Source organism: Cronbergia sp. UHCC 0137 (assembly GCF_034932285.1).
In the GTDB taxonomy this organism is placed as follows: Bacteria; Cyanobacteriota; Cyanobacteriia; order Cyanobacteriales; family Nostocaceae; genus Cronbergia.
This window is the reverse complement of sequence record NZ_JAYGHC010000028.1, coordinates 10,281-32,525: the sequence shown is the minus strand read 5'-3', so window position 1 is coordinate 32,525 and position 22,245 is coordinate 10,281. Positions and strand designations below refer to the sequence as shown.

The 22,245-nt window shown below is 40.0% G+C and carries 15 protein-coding genes; 5 read left to right on the top strand and 10 right to left on the bottom strand.

Going from position 1 to position 22,245, the window contains the following annotated elements; all coding sequences use genetic code 11:
- Position 1: 1 nt before the first annotated feature.
- From VB711_RS15670 to rpsB, 3 genes are all read right to left on the bottom strand, one after another.
- Positions 2-802 carry a hypothetical protein gene (locus tag VB711_RS15670; RefSeq protein ID WP_323287064.1) on the bottom strand — a complete coding sequence of 267 codons (801 nt, stop codon included), beginning with the start codon at positions 800-802 and terminating at the stop codon, positions 2-4.
- Positions 803-968: 166 nt separating this feature from the next.
- Entirely contained in the window at positions 969-1,910 is a 942-nt protein-coding gene (tsf, locus tag VB711_RS15665; RefSeq protein WP_323287063.1) for a translation elongation factor Ts, read from the bottom strand.
- A gap of 156 nt (positions 1,911-2,066) precedes the next feature.
- On the bottom strand, positions 2,067-2,864 hold the full coding sequence (gene rpsB / locus VB711_RS15660; protein ID WP_323287061.1) for a 30S ribosomal protein S2: 798 nt from the start codon (positions 2,862-2,864) through the stop codon (positions 2,067-2,069).
- Positions 2,865-3,104: 240 nt separating this feature from the next.
- On the opposite strand from rpsB, the gene VB711_RS15655 reads away from it, so the two are divergent.
- The gene (locus VB711_RS15655; RefSeq protein WP_323287060.1) at positions 3,105-3,977 is read left to right on the top strand and encodes an S-methyl-5'-thioadenosine phosphorylase; all 873 of its coding nucleotides are present in this window, start codon (positions 3,105-3,107) and stop codon (positions 3,975-3,977) included.
- A 568-nt stretch (positions 3,978-4,545) separates the two neighbouring features.
- Here VB711_RS15655 and VB711_RS15650 read toward each other — a convergent pair.
- Entirely contained in the window at positions 4,546-6,681 is a 2,136-nt protein-coding gene (locus tag VB711_RS15650; protein ID WP_323287059.1) for a caspase family protein, read from the bottom strand.
- A 155-nt stretch (positions 6,682-6,836) separates the two neighbouring features.
- A complete protein-coding gene (gene sat, locus VB711_RS15645) occupies positions 6,837-8,015 on the bottom strand; it encodes a sulfate adenylyltransferase (RefSeq protein WP_323287058.1) in 1,179 nt (392 codons plus the stop codon).
- Between the two features lie 206 nt (positions 8,016-8,221).
- Between sat and VB711_RS15640 the strand changes: the two genes are divergently transcribed.
- Together VB711_RS15640 and VB711_RS15635 are read left to right on the top strand one after the other, a co-directional pair.
- On the top strand, positions 8,222-8,875 hold the full coding sequence (locus VB711_RS15640) for a Uma2 family endonuclease (protein WP_323287056.1): 654 nt from the start codon (positions 8,222-8,224) through the stop codon (positions 8,873-8,875).
- 23 nt (positions 8,876-8,898) lie between these two features.
- On the top strand, positions 8,899-9,345 hold the full coding sequence (locus VB711_RS15635; RefSeq protein ID WP_323287055.1) for a Panacea domain-containing protein: 447 nt from the start codon (positions 8,899-8,901) through the stop codon (positions 9,343-9,345).
- 213 nt (positions 9,346-9,558) lie between these two features.
- On the opposite strand, the gene gndA is transcribed toward VB711_RS15635, so the two are convergent.
- The 5 genes from gndA to VB711_RS15610 all read right to left on the bottom strand — a co-directional run bounded on the left by gndA (position 9,559) and on the right by VB711_RS15610 (position 18,087).
- Positions 9,559-10,989 carry an NADP-dependent phosphogluconate dehydrogenase gene (gene gndA / locus VB711_RS15630; protein WP_323287054.1) on the bottom strand — a complete coding sequence of 477 codons (1,431 nt, stop codon included), beginning with the start codon at positions 10,987-10,989 and terminating at the stop codon, positions 9,559-9,561.
- A gap of 336 nt (positions 10,990-11,325) precedes the next feature.
- The gene (locus tag VB711_RS15625; RefSeq protein WP_323287053.1) at positions 11,326-12,813 is read right to left on the bottom strand and encodes a WD40 repeat domain-containing protein; all 1,488 of its coding nucleotides are present in this window, start codon (positions 12,811-12,813) and stop codon (positions 11,326-11,328) included.
- Positions 12,810-14,054 carry a hypothetical protein gene (locus VB711_RS15620; protein WP_323287052.1) on the bottom strand — a complete coding sequence of 415 codons (1,245 nt, stop codon included), beginning with the start codon at positions 14,052-14,054 and terminating at the stop codon, positions 12,810-12,812. Before VB711_RS15620 ends, VB711_RS15625 begins: the two co-directional genes overlap by 4 nt.
- 86 nt (positions 14,055-14,140) lie before the next feature.
- Positions 14,141-15,286: a hypothetical protein gene (locus tag VB711_RS15615; RefSeq protein ID WP_323287050.1), complete on the bottom strand. Its 1,146-nt coding sequence runs from the start codon at positions 15,284-15,286 to the stop codon at positions 14,141-14,143.
- Between the two features lie 644 nt (positions 15,287-15,930).
- A complete protein-coding gene (locus VB711_RS15610; RefSeq protein WP_323287049.1) occupies positions 15,931-18,087 on the bottom strand; it encodes a polyribonucleotide nucleotidyltransferase in 2,157 nt (718 codons plus the stop codon).
- A 154-nt stretch (positions 18,088-18,241) separates the two neighbouring features.
- On the opposite strand from VB711_RS15610, the gene VB711_RS15605 reads away from it, so the two are divergent.
- Both VB711_RS15605 and VB711_RS15600 read left to right on the top strand, forming a co-directional pair.
- Entirely contained in the window at positions 18,242-21,439 is a 3,198-nt protein-coding gene (locus tag VB711_RS15605; protein WP_323287048.1) for a DEAD/DEAH box helicase, read from the top strand.
- 47 nt (positions 21,440-21,486) lie between these two features.
- Positions 21,487-22,245, top strand: a 759-nt coding sequence (locus VB711_RS15600; RefSeq protein WP_323287047.1) for a flagellar assembly protein H, incomplete at its 3' end; no start/stop codon positions are given.

Below are 22,245 nucleotides of genomic sequence, written 5' to 3'. Positions count from 1 at the left end.
CTTATTCAAACCAACTGGCTCGCCAAGCGGCTTCAGCTTCAGCAACTTTAAGTTCCCTCTGCTTTTTTTGATACTCGCGGCCTAGTTTATTTAGCTGTACTAAAATATTACGAATTTGCTTTCTTCCTGACAACAGTGTGGCATCAGCAAATTCAATTTCTCCTAGTCGCAGATTAATAGCCATGATTTGTGTCAGGGTAGAGTCTTCTGAATCTTGTTCATTGCTAATTTCAATGACTAAGTTTAATAGGTTGGGTGGACCTGGCATGATTTCGGCAGATGATTCTGATGCCACTGCTGCGGCGGCGGCTAAAATGGGTTCTGGGAGCTTTTTAGGCAAAATTCCGGTTTTCTGAATCAAAACGTTAGCTTGATGGGAAGTTTTTTTCAGTGTTTCCTGAATTTTTTCCTCTAACTGCTGTTGCCATTCTGCTAATTCTACTGGGTTGGAGGGGTCTAAGAATTTTTGATCTTTGTCACTTTCGTCTATTTCGTCACTTTCTTCCGTTTCTCCAACTTCTTTGTCTTGAAAAGAAGTTAGCAAATATTCAGCAGCTTGTTGACCCAATTTACGGATACTTTGCTGTAGTTGTTGCTTTCTATTTAATGATAAATGCAGGAAGTTTTCAGGATATCCCTGGGTACACAGATGATAACTAGCCAAAATCAACTGTTTTGCTAATCCTTGCCCCAATATAGTTAAATAGTTCCGATAGGCACCATGCAGTTCCAGAGCGATCGCTCTAATTCCCTCCTCCAGCATGGTAATATCTTGTTGTATTCGCTCAATTGCTCTGACCATAATTTATATCTAATCTTGTATAGTACATATATATTAACTCTCTGCGCCTCTGCGCCTCTGCGTGAAAAAAGCTGTTCCCTGCTATAAAAACACAGGCCAGCAAAACTTGCTAGACCTGTGGGAGAATTTAGTCAGAGCAGGAGAACCCACCCTTTCGGGGTTGACTTTACAAAGCGCCCATTTGAGCAGCAACTTCTTCAGCAAAGCTCATTTCTTGTTTTTCGATGCCTTCACCTAGCACATAACGCACAAAGCCATTTACAAGGACTGTTTCACCTATTGTAGATTCAACTTGTTTTACCAAGTCTTGTACAGAAATGCTTTGATCACGGATATAAGGTTGATCTAGCAAAGCCATTTCTTTTAAGCGTTTTTCAATCCGTCCTTGAACAATCTTTTCTTTGATGTTCTGTGGTTTATTGCCCAAATCATCCTTGCCCATTTCAATGTCCGTTTCTTTTTGGACAATTTCGGCAGAAATTTGGTCTACGGTGACATACTCGACATTAGGACAAGCGGCAACTTGCATAGCTGCATTTTTAGCCAAGCCTTTAAATTCATCTTTAGCAGCAGCCGAGTCTGTTTGGGCATTCAGTTGAACCAAAACACCAACTCGTCCACCGGTGTGAATGTAGCTGTCTATAACTCCTGGTGTGTCACCGAGTGAAAAAGCTACAAAACGCCGCACTTGAATATTTTCACCAAGGGTAGCAATAACTTGCTTGATGGCTTCATCTACGGTGATGCTGGCATTTTCAATATAGGGTTGAGCCAGTAGAGATTCGATATTATCAGCCGTTGCTGCTTGTTCACCCAGGTTCTTCACTAGGGCTTTAAAAGCGTCGTTACGGGCAACAAAATCTGTTTGACAGTTGACTTCGATTAGTACACCCACCTTGCCGTCAGGCTGAATGTAGGTGTCTACCAGACCTTCCGCCGCAATGCGATCGCTCTTTTTCCCTGCCGAGGCAATACCTTTTTTGCGTAGCCAGTCCATGGCTTCATCTATATTGCCCTCGGTTTCTTTCAGCGCCTTTTTGCAGTCCATCATGCCTGCACCAGTTTTTTGGCGTAGCTCTTGGACGAGTTTTGCAGATATTTCCGCCATTTTGCTTCGATTCCTAACTTGACCTTGAGTTGTAATCGCTCACGAGTATTCGGTATTTCTATCTTACTCAGGGACGGGCAAGAAAAAGCAATGAAGTTTCACAGGATCTTGTTCAGGAATAATGAACTGTTACAAACCACTATTCCTGAATTTTGTTTAAACTTCTTCCTCTTCACCTTCAGGAATCACCGAGTCAGTATATTCACTTTCCTCGTAGTCGTAATCTCCTTCAGCACCTTCGTAATCTTCGTATTCTTCTTCTGGTTCTAACTGACCATGACGGCCTTCATAAATAGCATCTGCTAATTTGCCGACAATCAGCTTAATGGATCTAATTGCGTCGTCGTTGGCTGGGATGGGAATATCTACCACATCTGGGTCACAGTTGGTATCCAACATTGAAACAATGGGAATACTCAATTTTTGGCATTCTTGAACTGCGTTGTATTCCCGGCGTTGGTCAACAATCACGACCACATCAGGGACTTTCCGCATATTTTTAATGCCGCCCAAATATTTTTGCAGTTTCGACATTTCTCGCCGCAGCATTGATGCTTCTTTTTTCGGCAATAGATCCAAAGCGCCTGTTTCTTCTCGGCGTTCTAAATCTTTGAGACGATCTGCTCTAGTTTTGATTGTCGCCCAATTGGTCAACATTCCACCTAACCAACGTTGGTTGATGTAGTGCGAACCACAACGGGCTGCTTCTTGGGCGATAATGCCTGCTGCTTGCCGCTTAGTCCCAACAAAGAGGAATTTCTTCCCTTGCTCTGATTGGGTTCGCATATAGTTGTAGGCATCATCCATCAAGTGGGCAGTTTGTACCAAGTCGATGATATGTACGCCATTGCGGGAAGTGTAAATGTAGGGAGACATTTTTGGGTTCCAGCGCCGGGTCTGATGCCCAAAGTGAACCCCTGACTCCATCATCTGAGCCAATGAAACAACTGGCATATTTTATTACTCCTATTCGGGTTAAACCTCCATCCAGGCGCATTTCCCATGGGGAAACACCCGAATCCCCGGATGTGCGAGATTATAATCAACCATACTAGGGTAGCATAGGATAGGGCTGAAGTGGGAAGATGTTTAGGAAACAGCGATCGCTTGTTTTATATTCTCGTTTACGCCTCGACTGTACCCAGATTTCCGGTAGAATAACTTGGCAACTCAGTAAGTGACAGATTGAAAATCATGGCAGTAGCTAAAATTGGAATTATTGGTGGCAGTGGTTTATACAAAATGGATGCACTCAAGGATGTGGAAGAGGTAGAATTACAAACGCCTTTTGGTGCGCCATCGGATGCTGTGATTCTGGGGACACTAGGGGAAACTAGAGTGGCTTTTTTGGCGCGTCACGGTCGTAATCATACGCTTTTACCTTCTGAGTTGCCCTTTCGTGCCAATATCTACGCCATGAAAAAACTGGGTGTGGAATATTTGATTTCTGCTAGTGCGGTTGGTTCTTTGAAGGAAGAAGCTAAACCGTTGGATATGGTAGTACCTGATCAGTTTATTGATAGAACCAAAAATCGAGTTTCTACGTTCTTTGGTGAGGGGATTGTCGCACACATCGCTTTCGGTGATCCAATTTGTCAGAATTTAGCTGGTGTTTTGGCCGAGGCGATCGCTTCCTTAAATTTACCAGATGTCAGTCTCCATCGTGGTGGTACTTATGTATGTATGGAAGGTCCCGCATTTTCAACTAAAGCCGAATCTCATCTTTACCGCAGTTGGGATGCAACGGTAATTGGGATGACGAATTTACCAGAAGCGAAGTTAGCCAGAGAAGCGGAAATTGCTTATGCAACTTTGGCGCTGGTGACAGATTACGATTGTTGGCATCCAGACCATGATAGTGTGACAGTAGAAATGATTATTGGCAATTTACAACGCAATGCGGTAAATGCTCAAAAGGTGATTCAAGAAACTGTCCGACGTTTGAGTGAAAATCCCCCTTCTAGTGATGCACATACGGCTTTGAAGTATGCGATTTTAACGAATTTGGCCAATGCACCAACACAGACAAAGGAAAAGTTGGCGTTATTGTTGCAGAAGTATTTGTAAGTAAGACAGGGGGCAGGGGAAGTAGGGAAGGAATAAATCTTATATTACCAATCCCCAATCCCCAATTAACGTAAGTTGCTAGTTAGGTGAAATGTCTGAAATGGCTAACGCCACGCTACGCGAACAGGATGTCCAGGATTAGAGGATTTACAGGGTTAAAACACAACACGGCTTAATTGTTTGATTCTCCGGGTAGGGTTTTAAGCCCTGGCGACTAGAAGTCACGGCTACACAAACAAAGTCCGCCTGCGCGGACTAACGAAAAATCAAGGATTGGAAACCCACGTAGGTGGGTTTTGCCTGTGTAGATGCGGTTTCTAACCGCCCGTTTAATTATAAATCTAGGGTTTTCGTGATTATACAAAAGTCCATGTCTCAACCGTTGTGAGTATAAAACACAACACAATACAGTTGAGTTGAAAATTTATTCTTTTTATTTCTCTGTGTCCTCTGCGCCTCTGCGGTTTGTTTAAAAAAGAATTTCGGGCTTCCCCGAACCGTGTTGGATTACAACAGAAAATTACTCACCAATAACCAGCCTCAACTAGATAACTAGCAACTTGAGTTATTAAACCACCTGAAAACTAAAATTCAAACTTGCCCAATTATTCACATCTAAGATGTAATCTGTAGCCGTGCTGGTTGTCTCGGTGACAACTGCACTGGCATGATGTAAATCTTGCAGCAAAGCTTGGGCAACTTCTAAAGGATTCGATAATGCAGCAATAGGTTTACGGTTGCCAATGGGGTAATCTATAGAACCCAAGGCATTGAGGGTTTCTGTAAAAGGTTCTGTGCTAAGGATAGTTTGATGTTCGCAAAATAAGGAAATTCCAGGAATTACCCATTCAGAGACAGCAGCGATTTCTGGTAGTGTAATAGTCTCTCCGGGGGCAATGATGATATTTTGCAATAATGGTTTAGTTTCTGAATCACCCAGTTGTTGACTGACTTGCCAAGGATAAAAAGCGATCGCACTACTTCGACTATTTAATCCTAACAACATAAAATACACAGGGCGATCGCTCAAATTTTGCACCCGATACTGCATCCTACTACCCACAGGAATTGTCGGAATAGCTTCTCCTTGAGGATTGGTAATTTTTCTGGTTTTAGTTCCTGCTATACGACTCCGCAAGGTTTCCCACTGCATGACTACACGGGGTGAGATATTATTCACAACTTCCAAGGTGACTTTAACTGCTAACCGGGAAGAACCTTCATTATCCGTCAGTCTCCATAACTTTGCTGCCAGAAGATTGGGTAATTTTGGCACTAACCTCTGTACTGCAACTTTTACAGCTTCTTCTATTTCCCCAGAAGTATTGGGAATTAGCTCACCCAAGCGAGAAAATAGGGCATAACGGGTGTTATCTTGATTTACCTTGCTGAAAATGTAATCTGTTGGTTGTTCTCCGGTTGCTACCGTTGATAACCTCGCTAATGCGGCAAAGGCACTGGTCGCATCAACTCGTTCAATTCGTTCTAATTTGGTATCTATCGCAATTGTTAAGCCAACATTCCGGGGTAAGATGCGGACTGATTCCTGTACCAGTTGCCCAACTTGTGGCTGATTGATAGATTCTGAGTTGATAATTTGCCCTTTGGCTTTTAACCCAGTGCGCGATCGCAATACTAACGTTTCTCTCTCTCCAAAAGTAAATTGAGAATTTAGCCCATAGTTTTCCAACACTTGGGGGGGTAATCCTGCCAAAAATAACCGCACTGTTTTTCCGTCTTCTTCTATCTCCGTTATTACTCCTTCCCCTCCACCATCGTTGGTGAAAAAATCATTAACCAATAAAACTTTTTCAGCATTTTTATCAACCATCAATAATGACGGCTGCTGTTTACTACCCAGCTTGTGCATAGAACTAGCAGCATGGTAGAGAAGAATTTGAATGGTACTTGCTGGTATAGTTTCCCATAAATATTGAGTGAGGGCATAGGTAAATAACCCGGCACTTAAACCAGACAAAAACAATTCCTGGGCTAACTGTTGGGGATTAGAAGTTGCTTGTAACACCAACCCCTTGTTTACTCCTGAATCTTCGATTTTCAGTTGTTGGAGAAAATCGACTTCCTTGGCTACTAACCTGATTTCTGGAGATTCTGGACGGGTGCGAGTCCGTAAACCTTTCGGCTGGAATGTACTAGGAGTATGGTAACTGGTATCTAGTACCGCCATTACTTGCTCTGTGGAGAGCGATCGCAACAACAGTAACAGAGTTTCTGCCAATATATAATTGCCAAATATATTATTTTGTGCGTTTTTCTCATTCACCGGCACCAAGGCATTGTGAATCGTCTCTGGCAACGTTCCCAATTTCACCCTGGTACCATAACCACTAAAGTGGAAGAAAACCACATCACCGGCCTTAGCTTGCCCACTCAGATGATCTAAAAACGCTGCCTCAATAAATTCTCGACTAGCTTGTTCCTCAGTTAACGTGAGAATATCAGCAGCCGCAAAGCCAAAGCGGTTAATTAAAAGTTCCCTTTGCAATTCCACATCAGTCAAACAACCACCAAGGGCAGGACTGTAGGAATATTGATTGATGCCCACCAACAACGCCAACTTACGGGATACAGGTTGGGCTAAAGCTCGATAATAGTGGCTTCCTAAAGTCAACCACTCAGCCTCAGTTAATCCCAACACTGCTAGTAAGCAGCCCATTCTTTGCAAAAACCTACGGCGTTTCATAAATTAGCTACCAGACTTCAACCCGTCCGCTAACAGCTTAAAGGGCTAAGGACTGTACTGTAAAGTTTTAGTTTATCTATTTGCAATTTTACTGAAAATAGGAGTAACGGGCGCATCTTTTTGGGAGTGCGATTAAACCCCTACTTTTATTAGCCCTAAGCTAATACAGACTCCCCCATTGCCCGGGTCAACTCTGCCGCTACTTCGGGACGAGAAAATTCTGGTGGGGGTAACTCACCGCGACGTAACATTTCCCGCACTTTTGTCCCGGATAGGTGAACCCGTTCTTCTGGTTTACTGGGGCTGGTTTTGGTTGTCGCCATTTGTTTGGTACGTGTGCAATAAAAGGCGTGTTCAAATTTCATTGGCACAATACCCAATTCATCGGGTGCAAATTCATCGAAGATATACTGGGCATCGTAAGTACCGTAGTAATCACCCACACCCGCATGATCCCGCCCAACAATAAAGTGTGTACAGCCGTAATTTTTACGAACTAAAGCATGGAAAATTGCTTCCCTTGGTCCAGCGTAACGCATGGCGGCTGGATTAATTGCCAAAATTACTCTGTCTAGGGGATAATAGTGTTCTAAAAGAATTTCGTAGCATCGCATCCGCACATCAGCAGCGATATCATCTTCTTTAGTTGCCCCAACTAAGGGATGTAAAAATAGACCATCTACTGTTTCTAGGGCGCATTTTTGAATATATTCATGGGCGCGGTGGATGGGGTTGCGAGTTTGAAACCCAACGATAGTTTTCCAGCCCTTCTCTCTAAACATCTGTCTAGAAGCTGCCGGATCAATTTGGTAGTTGGGGAAATGGGGATGAGAATCGCGTTGTAGTAACCAGATATCACCAGCTAGGTTAATAGAACCTTGATTGTAGACTACTTGGACTCCTGGGTGTTTAGCGTCATCGGTGCGATAGACGTTGATTGCTTCTTTGTTTTTGTCGTAGCTATATTTTTCGGTGAGTTGTAATACCCCTATATATTCGCCTTTGGGGTTATTCAGACGCACCAAATCCCCTACTTTCAGGGGGGCGGCTATTTCTTCGCTGACAGATAGGGTAATTGGTATTGACCAGACAACACCATTAGCTAACCGCATTTCGGCAACTACGCGATCGTAGTCTTCCTGATTCATGAACCCTGTGAGGGGACTAAAACCGCCGATCGCGATCATTTCTAAATCAGAAACAGCGCGATCGTCTAGGGTAACTTGGGGTAAAACGTCAGCTTTTGAGAGAAATAGTTCCTTTTGTTCCGGTGTAGCAACCCGGTTAACCAATTCTCCACCGTGGGCAGCAATGGCATCTAAATGATAACTCAACTTAATTTCTTCCCTATATTATTATTGCGAACTATGTACTAAATTATCAAACTGTGGGTACATGGAGTACAAATACGTTTAAACTTTTTAGCGATCGCTAATTTCCAAGGGTGAAATTCTAAAAATAGGTATCTTTTATAACTACTAACACCACAATGACCCTTGTTAAGTTAATCTGGAGTTAAAGCAATTTAAGGCTGAGAAGTATGGCTACTGTATCTCCCGTAGTGAAACCCGTTAGCCAAATACAGTTAGCTCCTGGTAGTGTAGTTACTATTCGGGATGTGAGTTGGCAAGAATTTGAATCTATTTTGCAAGAACTGGGAGAAAAGCGTTCTGTGCGAGTTGCGTACAGTAATTTTACACTGGAAATTATGGTTCCCCTACCTGAACACGAAAAGCCCAAAGATTTAATTTCTGATATTGTTAAAATCTTGCTGAAGCAGTTGGGGAAAAAATATGAACCTTTTGGTTCAACAACTTTCAAACGAGAAAATACAGCCGCAGTAGAACCAGATGCCTGTTTTTATATTCAAAATTACCAAATAATGATCAATAAGCGGAGATTAGAAATAAATGATCCACCTCCTGATTTAGCAATAGAAATAGATGTGACTTCTAAAACTACACTGGAAGCTTATCGAGTTATAGGTGTTCCTGAATTATGGATTTATGATAGTGGTAAGTTTACTATTTATTTGTTTAGTGATGGAAATTATATTAAATCTGATCACAGTTCCATTTTTCCTAATATTCCTCTAACGCAGATGATACCCGCTACCGTAACACGCGCTTGGCAGGTGGGAACTGTGCAAGCGTTGGAGGAGTTTGTGAGGGAGATTAGTAGAAGTAGTTGTTGATTTAAATAAGGAAGGAATTAGGTATGCTTAATTGTCATGATGTTGCTAAATATTTTCTGGCGCAGACAGATGAAGATGCTGGGGATTTGATGTCTAATCTCAAGCTGCAAAAGTTACTTTATTATGCTCAAGGTTTTCATTTAGCATTGTATGATCAACCTTTATTTTCAGAATCTATCGAAGCTTGGACACATGGACCTGTAGTACCTGAAGCTTATCATATATATAAAGACCATGGTTCTAATGCTATTCCTATTCCTGAAGATATTGATTTTTCAAAATATGATCAGCAAACTCGTGAACTACTAGATGAAGTGTATTCTGTTTATGGTCAGTTTTCTGCATGGAAATTATTAAGCTTAATTCATGAAGAAGAACCTTGGAAAGATGCACGTCAAGATGATATAATTATCAGTCATCAAGCTCTCAAAAAACACTTTAAGACTCAGCTTGTGAATGCAAATGAGTAGTAAGAAAAGATTTAAACTCCCGCAAAAATTTTATATTATTTGGTTAGATAGAAATTGTATTTTTTACGATCATGGTTAATCTATTTTTATTACACTATAAATATTTGTTTCGCAGTTAATCCCAAGTTAGTTTTAGGTAACAGGGAACAAGGACGGGGAAACCCCGCCCCTACAGTCAAATAGGACTGACTTTAAAGCTTAACTAGAAGTATCTTACTTCGTAGCTTCAGCAATGGGAACCCATTCAGTATGGAAAGTTCCTTCTTTATCGGTACGCTTGTAGGTATGAGCGCCGAAGTAGTCACGTTGGGCTTGAGTTAAGTTTTGTGGCAAGCGATCGCGACGGTAGCTATCAAAGTAATCTAAAGAAGCACTGAAAGCTGGAACAGGAATACCCAACTTAGCAGCAGTCACAATTACTTCCCGCCAAGCAGTTTGTCTATCCAGAATAGTCTGCTTAAATTCAGGAGCTAATAACAGGTTAGGCAATGCTGGATTTTCGTCAAAAGCCTTCTTAATTTTATTCAAGAAACCAGCCCGAATAATACAACCACCTTTCCAAATCCGCGCCATTTCGCCCAGATTTAAATCCCAATTGTAGGTTTTAGAAGCTGTAGATAACAACGCCATACCTTGAGCGTAAGAACAGATTTTGGAACAATAGAGCGCGTCACGCACCATGTTCACAAAAGCCTTGATATCTCCGCTATAACTACCACCAGGTCCAGTCAAACTCTTAGAAGCTGCTACCCGTTCATCCTTAATTGAAGAGATAATCCGGGCATTTACAGCCGCCGTAATTGTAGGAATAGCTACACCCAATTCCAAAGCAGTTTGGACAGTCCAGCGTCCAGTTCCCTTTTGACCGGCTGCGTCAACAATCAAATCAACTAGGGGTTTTTTGGTTTCAGGGTCAACATAGGGGAAAATATTAGCTGTGATCTCAATCAAAAATGAATTGAGTTCGTCAGTAGTATTCCATTGTGTGAACACTTCATGTAACTGTGTAGCGTTCAGACCAGCTACATTTTTTAGCAAATCGTAGGCTTCTGCAATTAGCTGCATATCGCCATACTCAATACCATTGTGTACCATTTTGACATAGTGACCAGAACCACCGGGTCCAATGTAGGTTACACAAGGGCCATCATCAACTTGGGCAGCAATTTTGTTGAAAATAGGTGATAGGTACTCGTAAGAGCTTTTTGTACCACCGGGCATCAATGAAGGGCCATTTAATGCACCTTCTTCACCACCACTGACACCCATCCCAATGAAGCGTAAACCAACAGGTTCTAGTTCTTGGGTACGTCTTTCTGTGTCTTCAAACCAAGAGTTACCACCGTCGATAATGATATCGCCTTCAGACAACAAGGGTTTTAGTTGGGCAATTACGGCATCCACTGGTTTACCAGCTTGCACCATCACTAATATCTTGCGGGGGCGTTCTAGTGAAGCGACGAATTCTTCTAGCGTAAAAGCGGCTTTTACATTCCGTCCTGGGGCGCGTTGTGCCATGAAGGCATCGGTTTTTTCACGGGAGCGGTTGTAAACTGCAATTGGGAAGCCATTACGCTCGACGTTTAGAGCGATGTTTTCGCCCATAACGGCTAATCCAATCACACCAAAGCTTTGTAGGGTCATAAATTTGTTTGGCTAACTCTTGCAGATCCTTTCATCTTTAAGGGTAATCCGAGAATTTAGCTTCACTCCTAAAGAAGATATTAAGAGTTGGTGTAGATGTTAAAAAGTAACGATTACTACACCTAAGTAGTCGGACAAATTGAGAGAGCAGCAATTCTCATTTTGAAAAAAAATAGAGTATTGACCCCGACTTTGGAATTCAAAATATAGTACAAGATAACTAGTTTTTATCTAGTGGCAATGACTAAAGTACCAAGTAGAATTTTTTTGGTACAGTGATCCCTTTTAGACCGCGCAAAATGCTTAATTATTAATATCTGAGATTACTTTTTCAAACTAACATCTCCAAATTTTGACAGTTCCATCTTCGCTACTGCTTACAAGTGTTTGACCATCTGAGCTAAACGCAACTGAAGTGACTTTATCGGAAGAGCCATCATCATCCGGGAGAGTCAGTAGTTCCTTACCAGATTTCACATCCCAGAGCTTTACACTTCTATCCTGGCTTCCACTAGCGAGAGTTTGACCATCTGGGCTGAACGCAACTGAATTAATCGGATCACTATGTTCAGTTAAGGAATGAATCACTTCCTTTGTACTCACACTCCAAAGCTCTACATGATTTCCGTTTGTCAAATCTCCATCTCCACCAACAGCTAAAATGGAGCCGTCAGAGTTAAAATCAATTGAGTTTATTGAAGACCACTCTTCAGAGTGTATAAAACCCAATTCATTCTTACTTCTTATATCCCAAAACTTAACGTATCCTTTACTATCTCCACTCGCAAGTATAGAACCGTCAGGGCTAAATGAAATAGTATAGACAGGATTCTTATGTTGTAATGAAGCATATTCCTCTTTGGTAGTGAGGTTCCAAAGCTTGACAGTTGAATCTTGGCTCGCGCTTGCTACAAGTTTACCATCCTTGCTAAATGCAACTGAATGAATTCTTCCAAATGAGCCAATGTGATGCCCTTTAAAAATACTTTCCTCTTGCAATATTTTTGCATTGCATAACAAAAGATTGTTACGATCAGTACCTTGAATAATAGAGAAAGCAATTAATGTACCATCTGGACTAAAAGCAACTGCCTTATCCCGATCAAAGTTAAATATTTTATCATAGTTAATCGGACTCCTTATCTTCTTATTGATTGAAGCAAGGCGTTTATATTCACTCAAGCTCCATATAGCAACAAATGAGTTATAACTTTTAACAGCAATCGTGTTTTCTTTAGGATTAATGGCAATTGAACTAACTCTAAATCCAACGGGTAGTGTTTTTTCAAGTTGCCATGATTTATTTTCAGAACTTTGGACTTTATTACTTAATTTTAATGATTGTATCTCTTCAAGGCGCAGTGAACTTGAAGTTTCCCTATGTTCCAAATAGAAAGATGTCGAGACTACTACTGGAGGAGCATCAATACAATCCCAGAAGTTTTCATAATTGGCTTTTACTTGTCTATGAACTTCTTCTAGATCCTCATTGGTAATAGAAACTTTGTTTGTCTTCTTAATTACAACACCTTCTATCAAATAGATTTCTCGTCCGAAAGAGTCTTTGAGAAATTCATTTCCTCCTTCAGAATTAATATCTTTTTGCAATGCTTTAACTACACGAAAAATAATGCTGAAATCCCCAACTTTAGATCCCTCGATTTTTCGATAAGTAGCATAACCTGGCTCAGTTAAATCACCATCTGTGGCTCTTGCTAATAGATTAGGAATACCAGCATCACAAATAAAATTGGGAGCAACGATAGTTCTATAATCAATATAAGGGTTACGGCTCACCAGAAAAGGCCAAACTTCAATATTCATAATCCTGAACCTCCTAAGTCAGACGCTGGAAAGTTAGCAATGAGCTTCTTTTGGATATAAAAAAAACTGTCAACTGCATGATTCAATGCAGTTTCTTCATCGTTCACATCCTTTAAAGATTTCTCCTGCTGTTGACGTAATTTTTCAGTTTCCTGAGCCGCTTCTTGCTCTTTTTTAGCTACTTCTTCCTGAGTTCTTTGAATTTTTCCTTCAATTTTCTCTACGCTTTTTTCAGTTAAGTCAATAAACTTCTGTAAGGCAGAATTATTAATCTTGTATTTATCAGGTAGATTAGCAAGCAAAAATTGACGTATTACGGTGGTAGAAACTGATAAAACTGTGCTTGATATTAATTGATCTATCTTACCAATAAATCCATATTTTGGTTTAACTTCAGTAGGTCTTTGGAGAATTTTTTCCTGTTCTACTTTCAACTTATTTACTTGAGCTTTTAACCCATCTATTAACACACAAGCAAGTGGTACTTCCACTTGAAAAGGATGAGGAATTGCACCAGGAATCTTCTTCATTTGCCCATTAGATTGAAGAGTTGCAAAGCTCATACCTACAGAACTAATTGGAATTAACCGAACTGGACATCCTGCACCCGTTCGGTTACGAACCACATTTTTAAACTCAGTAACCTTCTCTGATAAGCGATTACGCACCTCAAGCAATGAATACTTGTTTTCTACCAAATCCCACTTACTGATAATGAAATGAACTGGTGTATCTCTCTTACAGTCGTCTATTAACTGCATTACATTAGGCAAATCTGACTGCATCCATTTCATAACACCTTTATCACTTAGATGTTGATCCTCCATAAACTTGAGAACTCGCAGACCATCAAGAATAGCAAGAACTGCATCAGCTTCTTCAACTTTTTTTTGGAAATCAAAGCTAAGACTTTCTTCTTCAAGCGTATCTAAATCAGTAAGTAATGCTCCTGCATAATCAAAATATGTAAACTTACAAGCCGGATACTTTGATAAGTCTTGAGTTTTTACACAACAGGTAAATACCCATTCTGTCACTTCACCTCTTGTTCCTCGTGGCCAAGTTTCTCCACTGATTACTTCTGTATAGATTTTATTGAGAGAATTTTGCTTCTTAGGATCTTCTATTTCCAGAAAGAAGCCATGATCTCCCTGAATTGATAATGACTTAAATAAGCTCGCTAAAAATACCGTCTTACCAGCACCAGATGTCCCAAGTGTAATGATGTTGTAGTTCTTCATTAATTTGCAAAAAATTGGCTTGAATGGTTAATTTCACAAAAGCAAAACTTGAAAAGTAATAAGATTCCAGATGACAAGTATGCAAATCACATCAAAATCAATTCTGAATCTGGAAAAACTCGCTCAAATTTATTTTGAATAACTGCAAAATTATCAACTGCGTGCATCAGAGCAGTTTCTTCATCTTTAACAAGTTTTAGAGAGGCATTTCGTTCTTGATTTAATTTTTCTTCTCTCTCGATAGAAGCCTTTCTGCGACCTTCTAATCCCAATCCAATGCTCTCACTTAATTTATGAAGTAAAGCTTTCTCAACTTGAAATTCTGGAGGAATAAAAGCCCATGATGCTACATTAATAGATATCTGAGCGGCTTTGCCAACAAAAACCAGCACATTTGAGAATATATTAGGCTTACTTTTACTCGTTTTTTCAATCTCTTGTTGTTTCTCTTTAACCTCACTGAGTCGAGCTTGCAACCCATCTGGTAAAACACAAGCAAGAGGTACTTCAACTTGGAAGGGGTCAGGAATTGCACCAGAAATTTTCTTCATGCTGCCATCAGGTTGAGGAATTGCAAATCCTGAACCGATAGAGCTGACTGGAATAAGACGGACTGGAGAATTTGCGTGGTTACGAATGTGAATAAGTTCCTCAAATGCTGGAATTTTCAGCAGACGCTCACGCACTTGCCTTAAAGAGAATTCGTTTTCAATTAGATCCCACTTGCTAATAACAAAGTGGATTGGTACTCTAGATGTATTCATCCATTTGAGGATATTTGGTAAATCTTTATTAAGAAAAATATTAACAGCTAAATCATTACTATCTTTCATTAAAGAATAAATTTTTTTACCATCTAGAAGACCTAGAATAGTGCTGCTTTCTTGAACAATGTTGGTAAATTCTGCATCTTCCTCGGAATCGATAAGCCGTCCACCAGCATAATCAAAGTAAGTGAATTGGCAAGCAGTGTAAGTATCAAGTGTGGGAACTTTAACGCGACAGTTGAATGTCCATTCTGATACATCGCCATATTTTGTTCCTTCAGGCCAATTATCCGCAGTTATTACTTGAGTGTAAATAGCATTAAGTCGTTTTCGCCTTGCTTGATCTTCAACTTCAAGGAAGAATGTGTAATCTCCTTGGATTGAAAGTGCTTTAAACATACTTGCTAAAAAGACTGTTTTACCAGCACCTGATGCACCTAGTGTAATAATTTTGTATGTCTTCACATTTAAGTCCTCAGAGAATATTTTAACCGATGTCCAGAATGAAAAACTCTCCTAACAAGGGAGTTTTTCAGAATCTGTCACAGCACGAGTACAGTATGGAGGAAGAATTAGACCAGTAGCATCTTATTTATACTATCAGCATTTTGCATTTTATTCCCGACGACAGATTGAGCGAAGTTCTAGGTGATTTATTTGGCTGTCGAATTGCATTAGGGACAATCGCAAAGACAACAAAGCAGCAATTCTCATTTTGAAACGAGTTTGCGCCATTTCAGTGATTCCCGGATTTGTTAAGAATTGTAAAATTCTATGAATGTAAGGGGTTAAATGTCATGAAACCTTAAAATGAGAATTGCTGTTGAGAGAGGGAACAGCACTTTGGATACGCTCAGTGACCGGGAATAGGGAACAGAAAAACCAGTTGTGTAATTAATTCTGTCTCATTACTTATAAGAGGAATTAAACGCAAATTAACGCGGATGAATGAATTACAGATTATTTTTGTGGTGGTTTTAATCGAAAACTGCTGTAATTAGGACTTACGTTATTAAATTAGTTAAAAAATCGTGCAGCGATGCCTTTCTAGCAGGCATCGCGGATTTTAGATTGGCGATTCAACCAAAATCTAAAATCCTTAATTTATTCTACTGATTCACGGCCGCAGCTTCTCGTGCTGCAACTGCTTGTTCTGGGTGGATACCCAAACGGGTAAGATTAATCCGACCCTTGTTATCAATTTCCCGTACCTTCACCACCACTTCATCACCAACAGCCACTTCATCCTCAACCTTGCCAACACGATAGTCAGCCAATTGAGAAATGTGAATCATGCCTTCTTTTCCTGGCAAAAACTCCACAAAAGCACCAATGGGTATAATTCGGGTAACACGACCAACGTAAACATCACCTTCGTGCAGCTTGCGAGTCATGCCTTGGACAATGTTACGCGCCTTTTTAGCCCTACTTTCATCGATCGCAGAAATGGTGACAGTTCCATCGTCTTCGATGTCAATTTTTGCACCAGTTTCTTCAGTGATGCCCTTAATTGTCTTACCTCCGGGGCCAATTACCAGACCGATCATATCAGGATCAATCTTGATGGTTAATAGCCGTGGGGCAAAGGCTGAGGTTTCGATGCGTGGGGTGTCGATCGCCAGAAGCATTTTGTCTAGAATGTGCAACCGGGCGGCTTTGGCTTGGTGAACGGCTTGTTTAATCACGTCCATGGACAAACCGGATATTTTCATATCCATTTGCAAAGCAGTGATACCAGTATCAGTACCAGCTACCTTGAAATCCATGTCTCCCAAAAAGTCCTCAATCCCTTGAATATCAGTAAGGATTCGGATTTCGTCTCCTTCTTTAATTAGACCCATTGCTGCACCACTCACGGGCTTGAGAATGGGTACACCAGCATCCATCAAGGCCAGGGTAGAACCGCAAACGGAACCCATGGAAGTAGAACCGTTAGAAGAAAGCACTTCTGATACTACACGGATCACGTAAGGGAATTTTTCTTTGGGTGGTAAAACTGGTAAAATCGCTCTTTCTGCCAAAGCCCCGTGTCCAATTTCCCGTCTGCCAGGGGCGCGCATCGGTTTAGTTTCTCCAACGGAGAAGGGGGGAAAGTTGTAATGATGCAGATAACGCTTGTGTTGATCTACTTGGAGATCATCATTCAAGTTTTGGGCATCTCCTGGTGTACCAAGGGTACAACAACTTAATACCTGGGTTAGACCACGGTTAAATAAACCGCTACCATGTACCCGCTTGGGTAAAACATCAACTTGACAGGATACAGGGCGGACTTCATCCAGCTTACGACCATCTACGCGCACGTTGTCTTCAACAATTTGACGACGCATGAAGTATTTGGTAATCTCTTTAAAGGTATTACCAAGGGCTTTACCATTGCTAGTGGCGGCGACTCGAATGGGGTCTTCCTCTGCCAGGGCTTCAATTTCGGCTTTAATTCCGTCCTTGACTACATCTAAAGCAGCATCACGGTCAGTTTTTGTTAACTCAAATTGTGCTAATATTTTCTTAATTTCAGCACTAGCGCGATCGCGAATATAGTTTTCTAGTGTTTGGTCTGGCTCTGGTGGTGCTTCCTGCACTATTTTTAGACCCAGTTCTTCAACTAGATCTAACTGTGCTTGGATTAAATCCCGCACTGCTTCGTAACCAAAATCAATTGCCTCAATAATATCTTGTTCTGGCAACTGATTCGCCCCCGCCTCCACCATGATCACACCATCAGGTGAACCAGCGACAATCAAATCTAAATCTCCGGCTTCAATTTCTGCATAAGTCGGGTTAATAATGAAATCATCACCCACTAAGCCTACCCGCACTGCTGCCATTGGTCCGTTAAAGGGAATTTGGGCAATCAGGGTAGCAATTGAAGCACCAGTTACAGCTAACACATCAGGCGGTACTTGTTCGTCCATGGACATGGTGAAAGCAATCACTTGCAGATCATCGCGCAACCATGAAGGGAAAAGAGGACGTAGAGGACGGTCTATCAGACGACTGGTAAGAATTGCTCTTTCTGGTGGACGACCTTCCCGACGCATTATTCCCCCAGGAATCCTACCGGCTGCATACAATCTTTCTTCATAATCTACCGTCAAGGGGAGAAAATCAATGCCTTCTCTGGCTTCTGACCTTGTAGCCGTTACTAAAACAGCCGTATCCCCCGATTGTATCAACACCGACCCTCCAGCTTGGGGGGCTAATAGTCCTACCTTGAGTCGAATATCCCGTCCATCAAAGGATATTGACTTATCAACTTCTGCCATTCAGTTTTTTTTCCTTCTATGCACACTATTCTCGCTCTGTGGCAATCCTAACATTTATGCACTCTGACCTGCTTCTCTTGCCAAGAAAGATCATCAATAAAGTTTGGGAGTTCATTGCCTCTTTCTGCTATAATGGGCATAAATTCTATGTTATATGGCAATATTACACGGTAGCTGGATTATAAAAAATCAAAATAGTTGTTTATTTCTTTGGGGAGAAACCTGGCGATCGCTACAAGGATACGCTGAATCTAGTCATACTGGAGAAATTTTATCACATCCATTAGGAATCTCCCCCCAGGAATTAAACGATCACTGGCAATCATCCAATATAAAAATTACCGATTTCCTCCCTAAATCTACAACTTCTGTCAGTAAAACCCAAAAAACTAAAACCACCACCAATTTAGATCATAATTTCCCATCCGAGTCTCAGATCATTGCCTTACCAAGTATTTTCCCTGAAACCTCTTTAACCAACATTCATCCCCTGCATTCTGGTAATTTAGGAGATGAATTAAAATCCCACACATATCTACAACCTTGGAAAATAGAGGGTTTTAGTCTCACACCACCCGCAGCAATTAAATTTCTTACCTCCTTACCATTAAATTCATCAGCAGAGAAAAATGCTTTTATGGGAGGAGATTTACGTTTTTGGGTGCAAATAGCCCGTTGGAGTTTAGATTTAATTTCCCGTTCTAAATTTTTACCAACCATTCAAAAAAACTCAAATAACTCTTTAGTTGCTAAATGGCAAGTGCTTTTAGATAGTGCTATAGATGGAACTAGGCTCGAAAAATTCGCCGCTCAAATTCCATTATCTTGTTGCAGTTATCAGCAAGATCAAAAATTAGCAATTGATTTACCAACACAACCGCAAGAATTAATTTTAGACTTTCTCAATAATATCATAGATGTCCAAGTGCGCGAGATGCTTGGTTTTCAATCTCCCCTAGAAAGCAGAGTCATGATATCTTTACCATCTGCCGTACAGCAATGGTTACAAAACTTAACAGGGGCAACCAACACAATTAATTCAGATATAATCGGTATAGAAAGATTAGAAGCGGCACTAAAGGCTTGGACTTTACCTTTACAACATCAATTAACAACTAAAAACCTATTTCGTACCTGTTTAGAATTGCGTTCTCCAGAAAACGGGGAAACAGATTGGATATTAGCGTATTTTCTGCAAGCAACAGATAATTCTGAATTTTTAATTGATGCAAAAACTATTTGGGCTAACCCTGTAGAAAAGTTATTTCATCAAAATCGAATTATTGAACAACCCCAAGAAACATTCTTGCGAGGTTTAGGTTTAGCTTCTCGGTTGTACCCAATTATAGCCCCCAGTTTAGAAACCGAATCTCCGCAACTTTGTCGCATTAACCCCATGCAAGCTTATGAATTTATCAAATCTGTGGCTTGGAGATTAGAAGATAATGGGTTAGGAGTAATTTTACCACCAAGTTTAGCAAATCGGGAAGGATGGGCAAATCGTTTAGGGTTAAAAATCACCGCAGAAACGCCAAAACAAGGAAGGTTAGGTTTACAAAGTTTACTAAATTTTCAGTGGCAATTAGCAATTGGTGGACAAACAATTTCTAAACGCGAATTTGATAGACTGGTAGCTTTAAATAGTCCCCTCGTAGAAATTAACGGTGAGTGGGTGGAATTGCGTCCCCAAGATATTAAAACGGCTAATAACTTTTTTGTATCCCGCAAAGATCAAATGACTCTTTCTTTAGAAGATGCTTTACGCATTAGTAAAGGAGACACTCAGGTAATTGAAAAATTACCAGTTGTTAGCTTTGACGCTTCAGGGGCATTACAAGAATTGGTGGGGGCATTAACTAATAATCAAACTATAGAACCCTTAACCACACCTAAAAGTTTTCAAGGACAATTACGACCTTATCAAGAACGAGGTGCAGCTTGGTTAGCTTTTTTAGAACGTTGGGGTTTAGGTGCTTGTCTTGCAGATGATATGGGTTTGGGTAAAACTGTAGAACTGATTGCATTTTTATTACATTTACAAGAAGATAACCTATTAGAAAAACCAACTTTGTTAGTTTGTCCAACCTCTGTATTAGGTAACTGGAAAAGAGAAGTAAATAAATTTGCCCCCACATTAAAAGTTTTAGAATATCACGGTGATAAACGTCCCAAGGGTAAAGAGTTTGCTGAAATAATTAAAAAGCATGATTTAGTTATTACTAGCTATTCATTAATTTATAGAGATATTAAATTATTGCAAACTACTCCTTGGCAAATGGTGGTTTTAGATGAAGCTCAAAATGTCAAAAATTCAGACTCGAAACAATCTCAAGCAGTGCGGCAATTAGAAACTACCTTTCGTATTGCTTTAACAGGGACACCTGTAGAAAATAGATTGCAGGAATTGTGGTCTATTTTAGATTTTCTCAACCCTGGATATTTAGGTAATAAGCAATTTTTTCAAAGACGGTTTGCCATGCCCATTGAAAAGTATGGTGATTCGGCTTCTTTAAATCAATTACGTTCTTTGGTGCAACCTTTTATTTTACGTCGCTTAAAAACTGATAAAGAAATTATTCAAGACTTGCCAGAAAAGCAAGAAATGACGGTATTTTGTGGACTTAGTGCTGAACAAGGGACACTCTATCAAAGATTGGTAGATGAATCTTTAGTAGAGATAGAATCGGCAGAAGGATTGCAGCGAAGAGGAATGATTTTAGCTTTATTAGTTAAGTTGAAACAAATTTGTAATCACCCAGCACAGTATTTGAAAATCGGGAGTTTAGCAGAACATCATTCAGCTAAATTGCAAAGACTCGAAGAAATGTTAGAAGAAGTGTTAGCGGAGGGTGATAGGGCTTTAATTTTCACCCAATTTGCTGAATGGGGTAAATTACTCAAACCGCATTTAGAAAAACAGTTTAGTAGAGAAATTTTATTTTTATATGGTAGCACAACTAAAAAGCAACGGGAAGAAATGATTGATCGTTTTCAGAATGATCCTCAAGCACCACCAATTATGATTCTTTCGCTCAAAGCTGGTGGTGTAGGATTAAATTTAACGAGGGCAAATCATGTTTTCCATTTTGATAGATGGTGGAATCCTGCGGTCGAGAATCAAGCGACAGATAGAGTATTTCGTATTGGGCAAACCCGTAACGTGCAGGTTCATAAATTCGTGTGTACAGGCACATTAGAAGAAAAAATTAATGTCATGATTGAAAGCAAGAAACAACTAGCAGAACAAGTTGTAGGTGCAGGTGAAGAATGGTTAACAGAAATGGATACTGATCAATTAAGAAATCTGTTAATATTAGATCGGAATGCGATAATTGACGAAGATGAAGTTTAAAAAACAATTAATTATCAAATTAGGTAAATTTTAAATTAGATAACAATATGAAAGAAAATATAGACCATGACCGATTGTTCAAAGAACTAATATCAACCTTTTTCATAGAATTTATAGAATTATTCTTTCCTCAAGTTCTCGAATATATAGATACCGAATCAATTATATTTTTAGACAAGGAAATATTTACTGATGTTACCGCAGGAGACAAACATGAAACTGACCTGATAGCCAAAGTTAAATTTTTAGATCAACCTTCTTATCTTGTGATTCATGTTGAAGCCGAATCAGGTGCTAGAGCGAAATTTAATCAAAGAATGTTTCGTTATTTTGCCAGATTAGATGAAAAATTGGACTTGCCAATTTATCCGATAGTTATATTTTCCTACGACTCACCCAAAACTGTAGCTGTAAATAACTATCAAATCAACTTTCCTGATTTTGAGGTGCTAAAATTTAATTATCGAGTAGTGCAACTAAATCAACTCAACTGGAGAGACTTTTTAACTAGTCAAAATCCAGTTGCATCAGCTTTGATGTCAAAAATGAGCATAGCACCAGAAGATAGGCCAAAAGTCAAGGCACAATGTTTAAGGTTATTAGTCACCTTAAAATTAAATCCAGCCAAAATGCAATTGATATCAGGTTTCATTGATACATATTTGAGATTGAATAAAATAGAAGAAGAGAAATTTAAAACAGAAATAGGTGCATTAATAACAGAAGAAAAGGAGGAAGTTATGCAAATTGTTACCAGTTGGATGGAAGAAGGAATTGAAAAAGGAATCGAAAGGGGAATTGAAAAA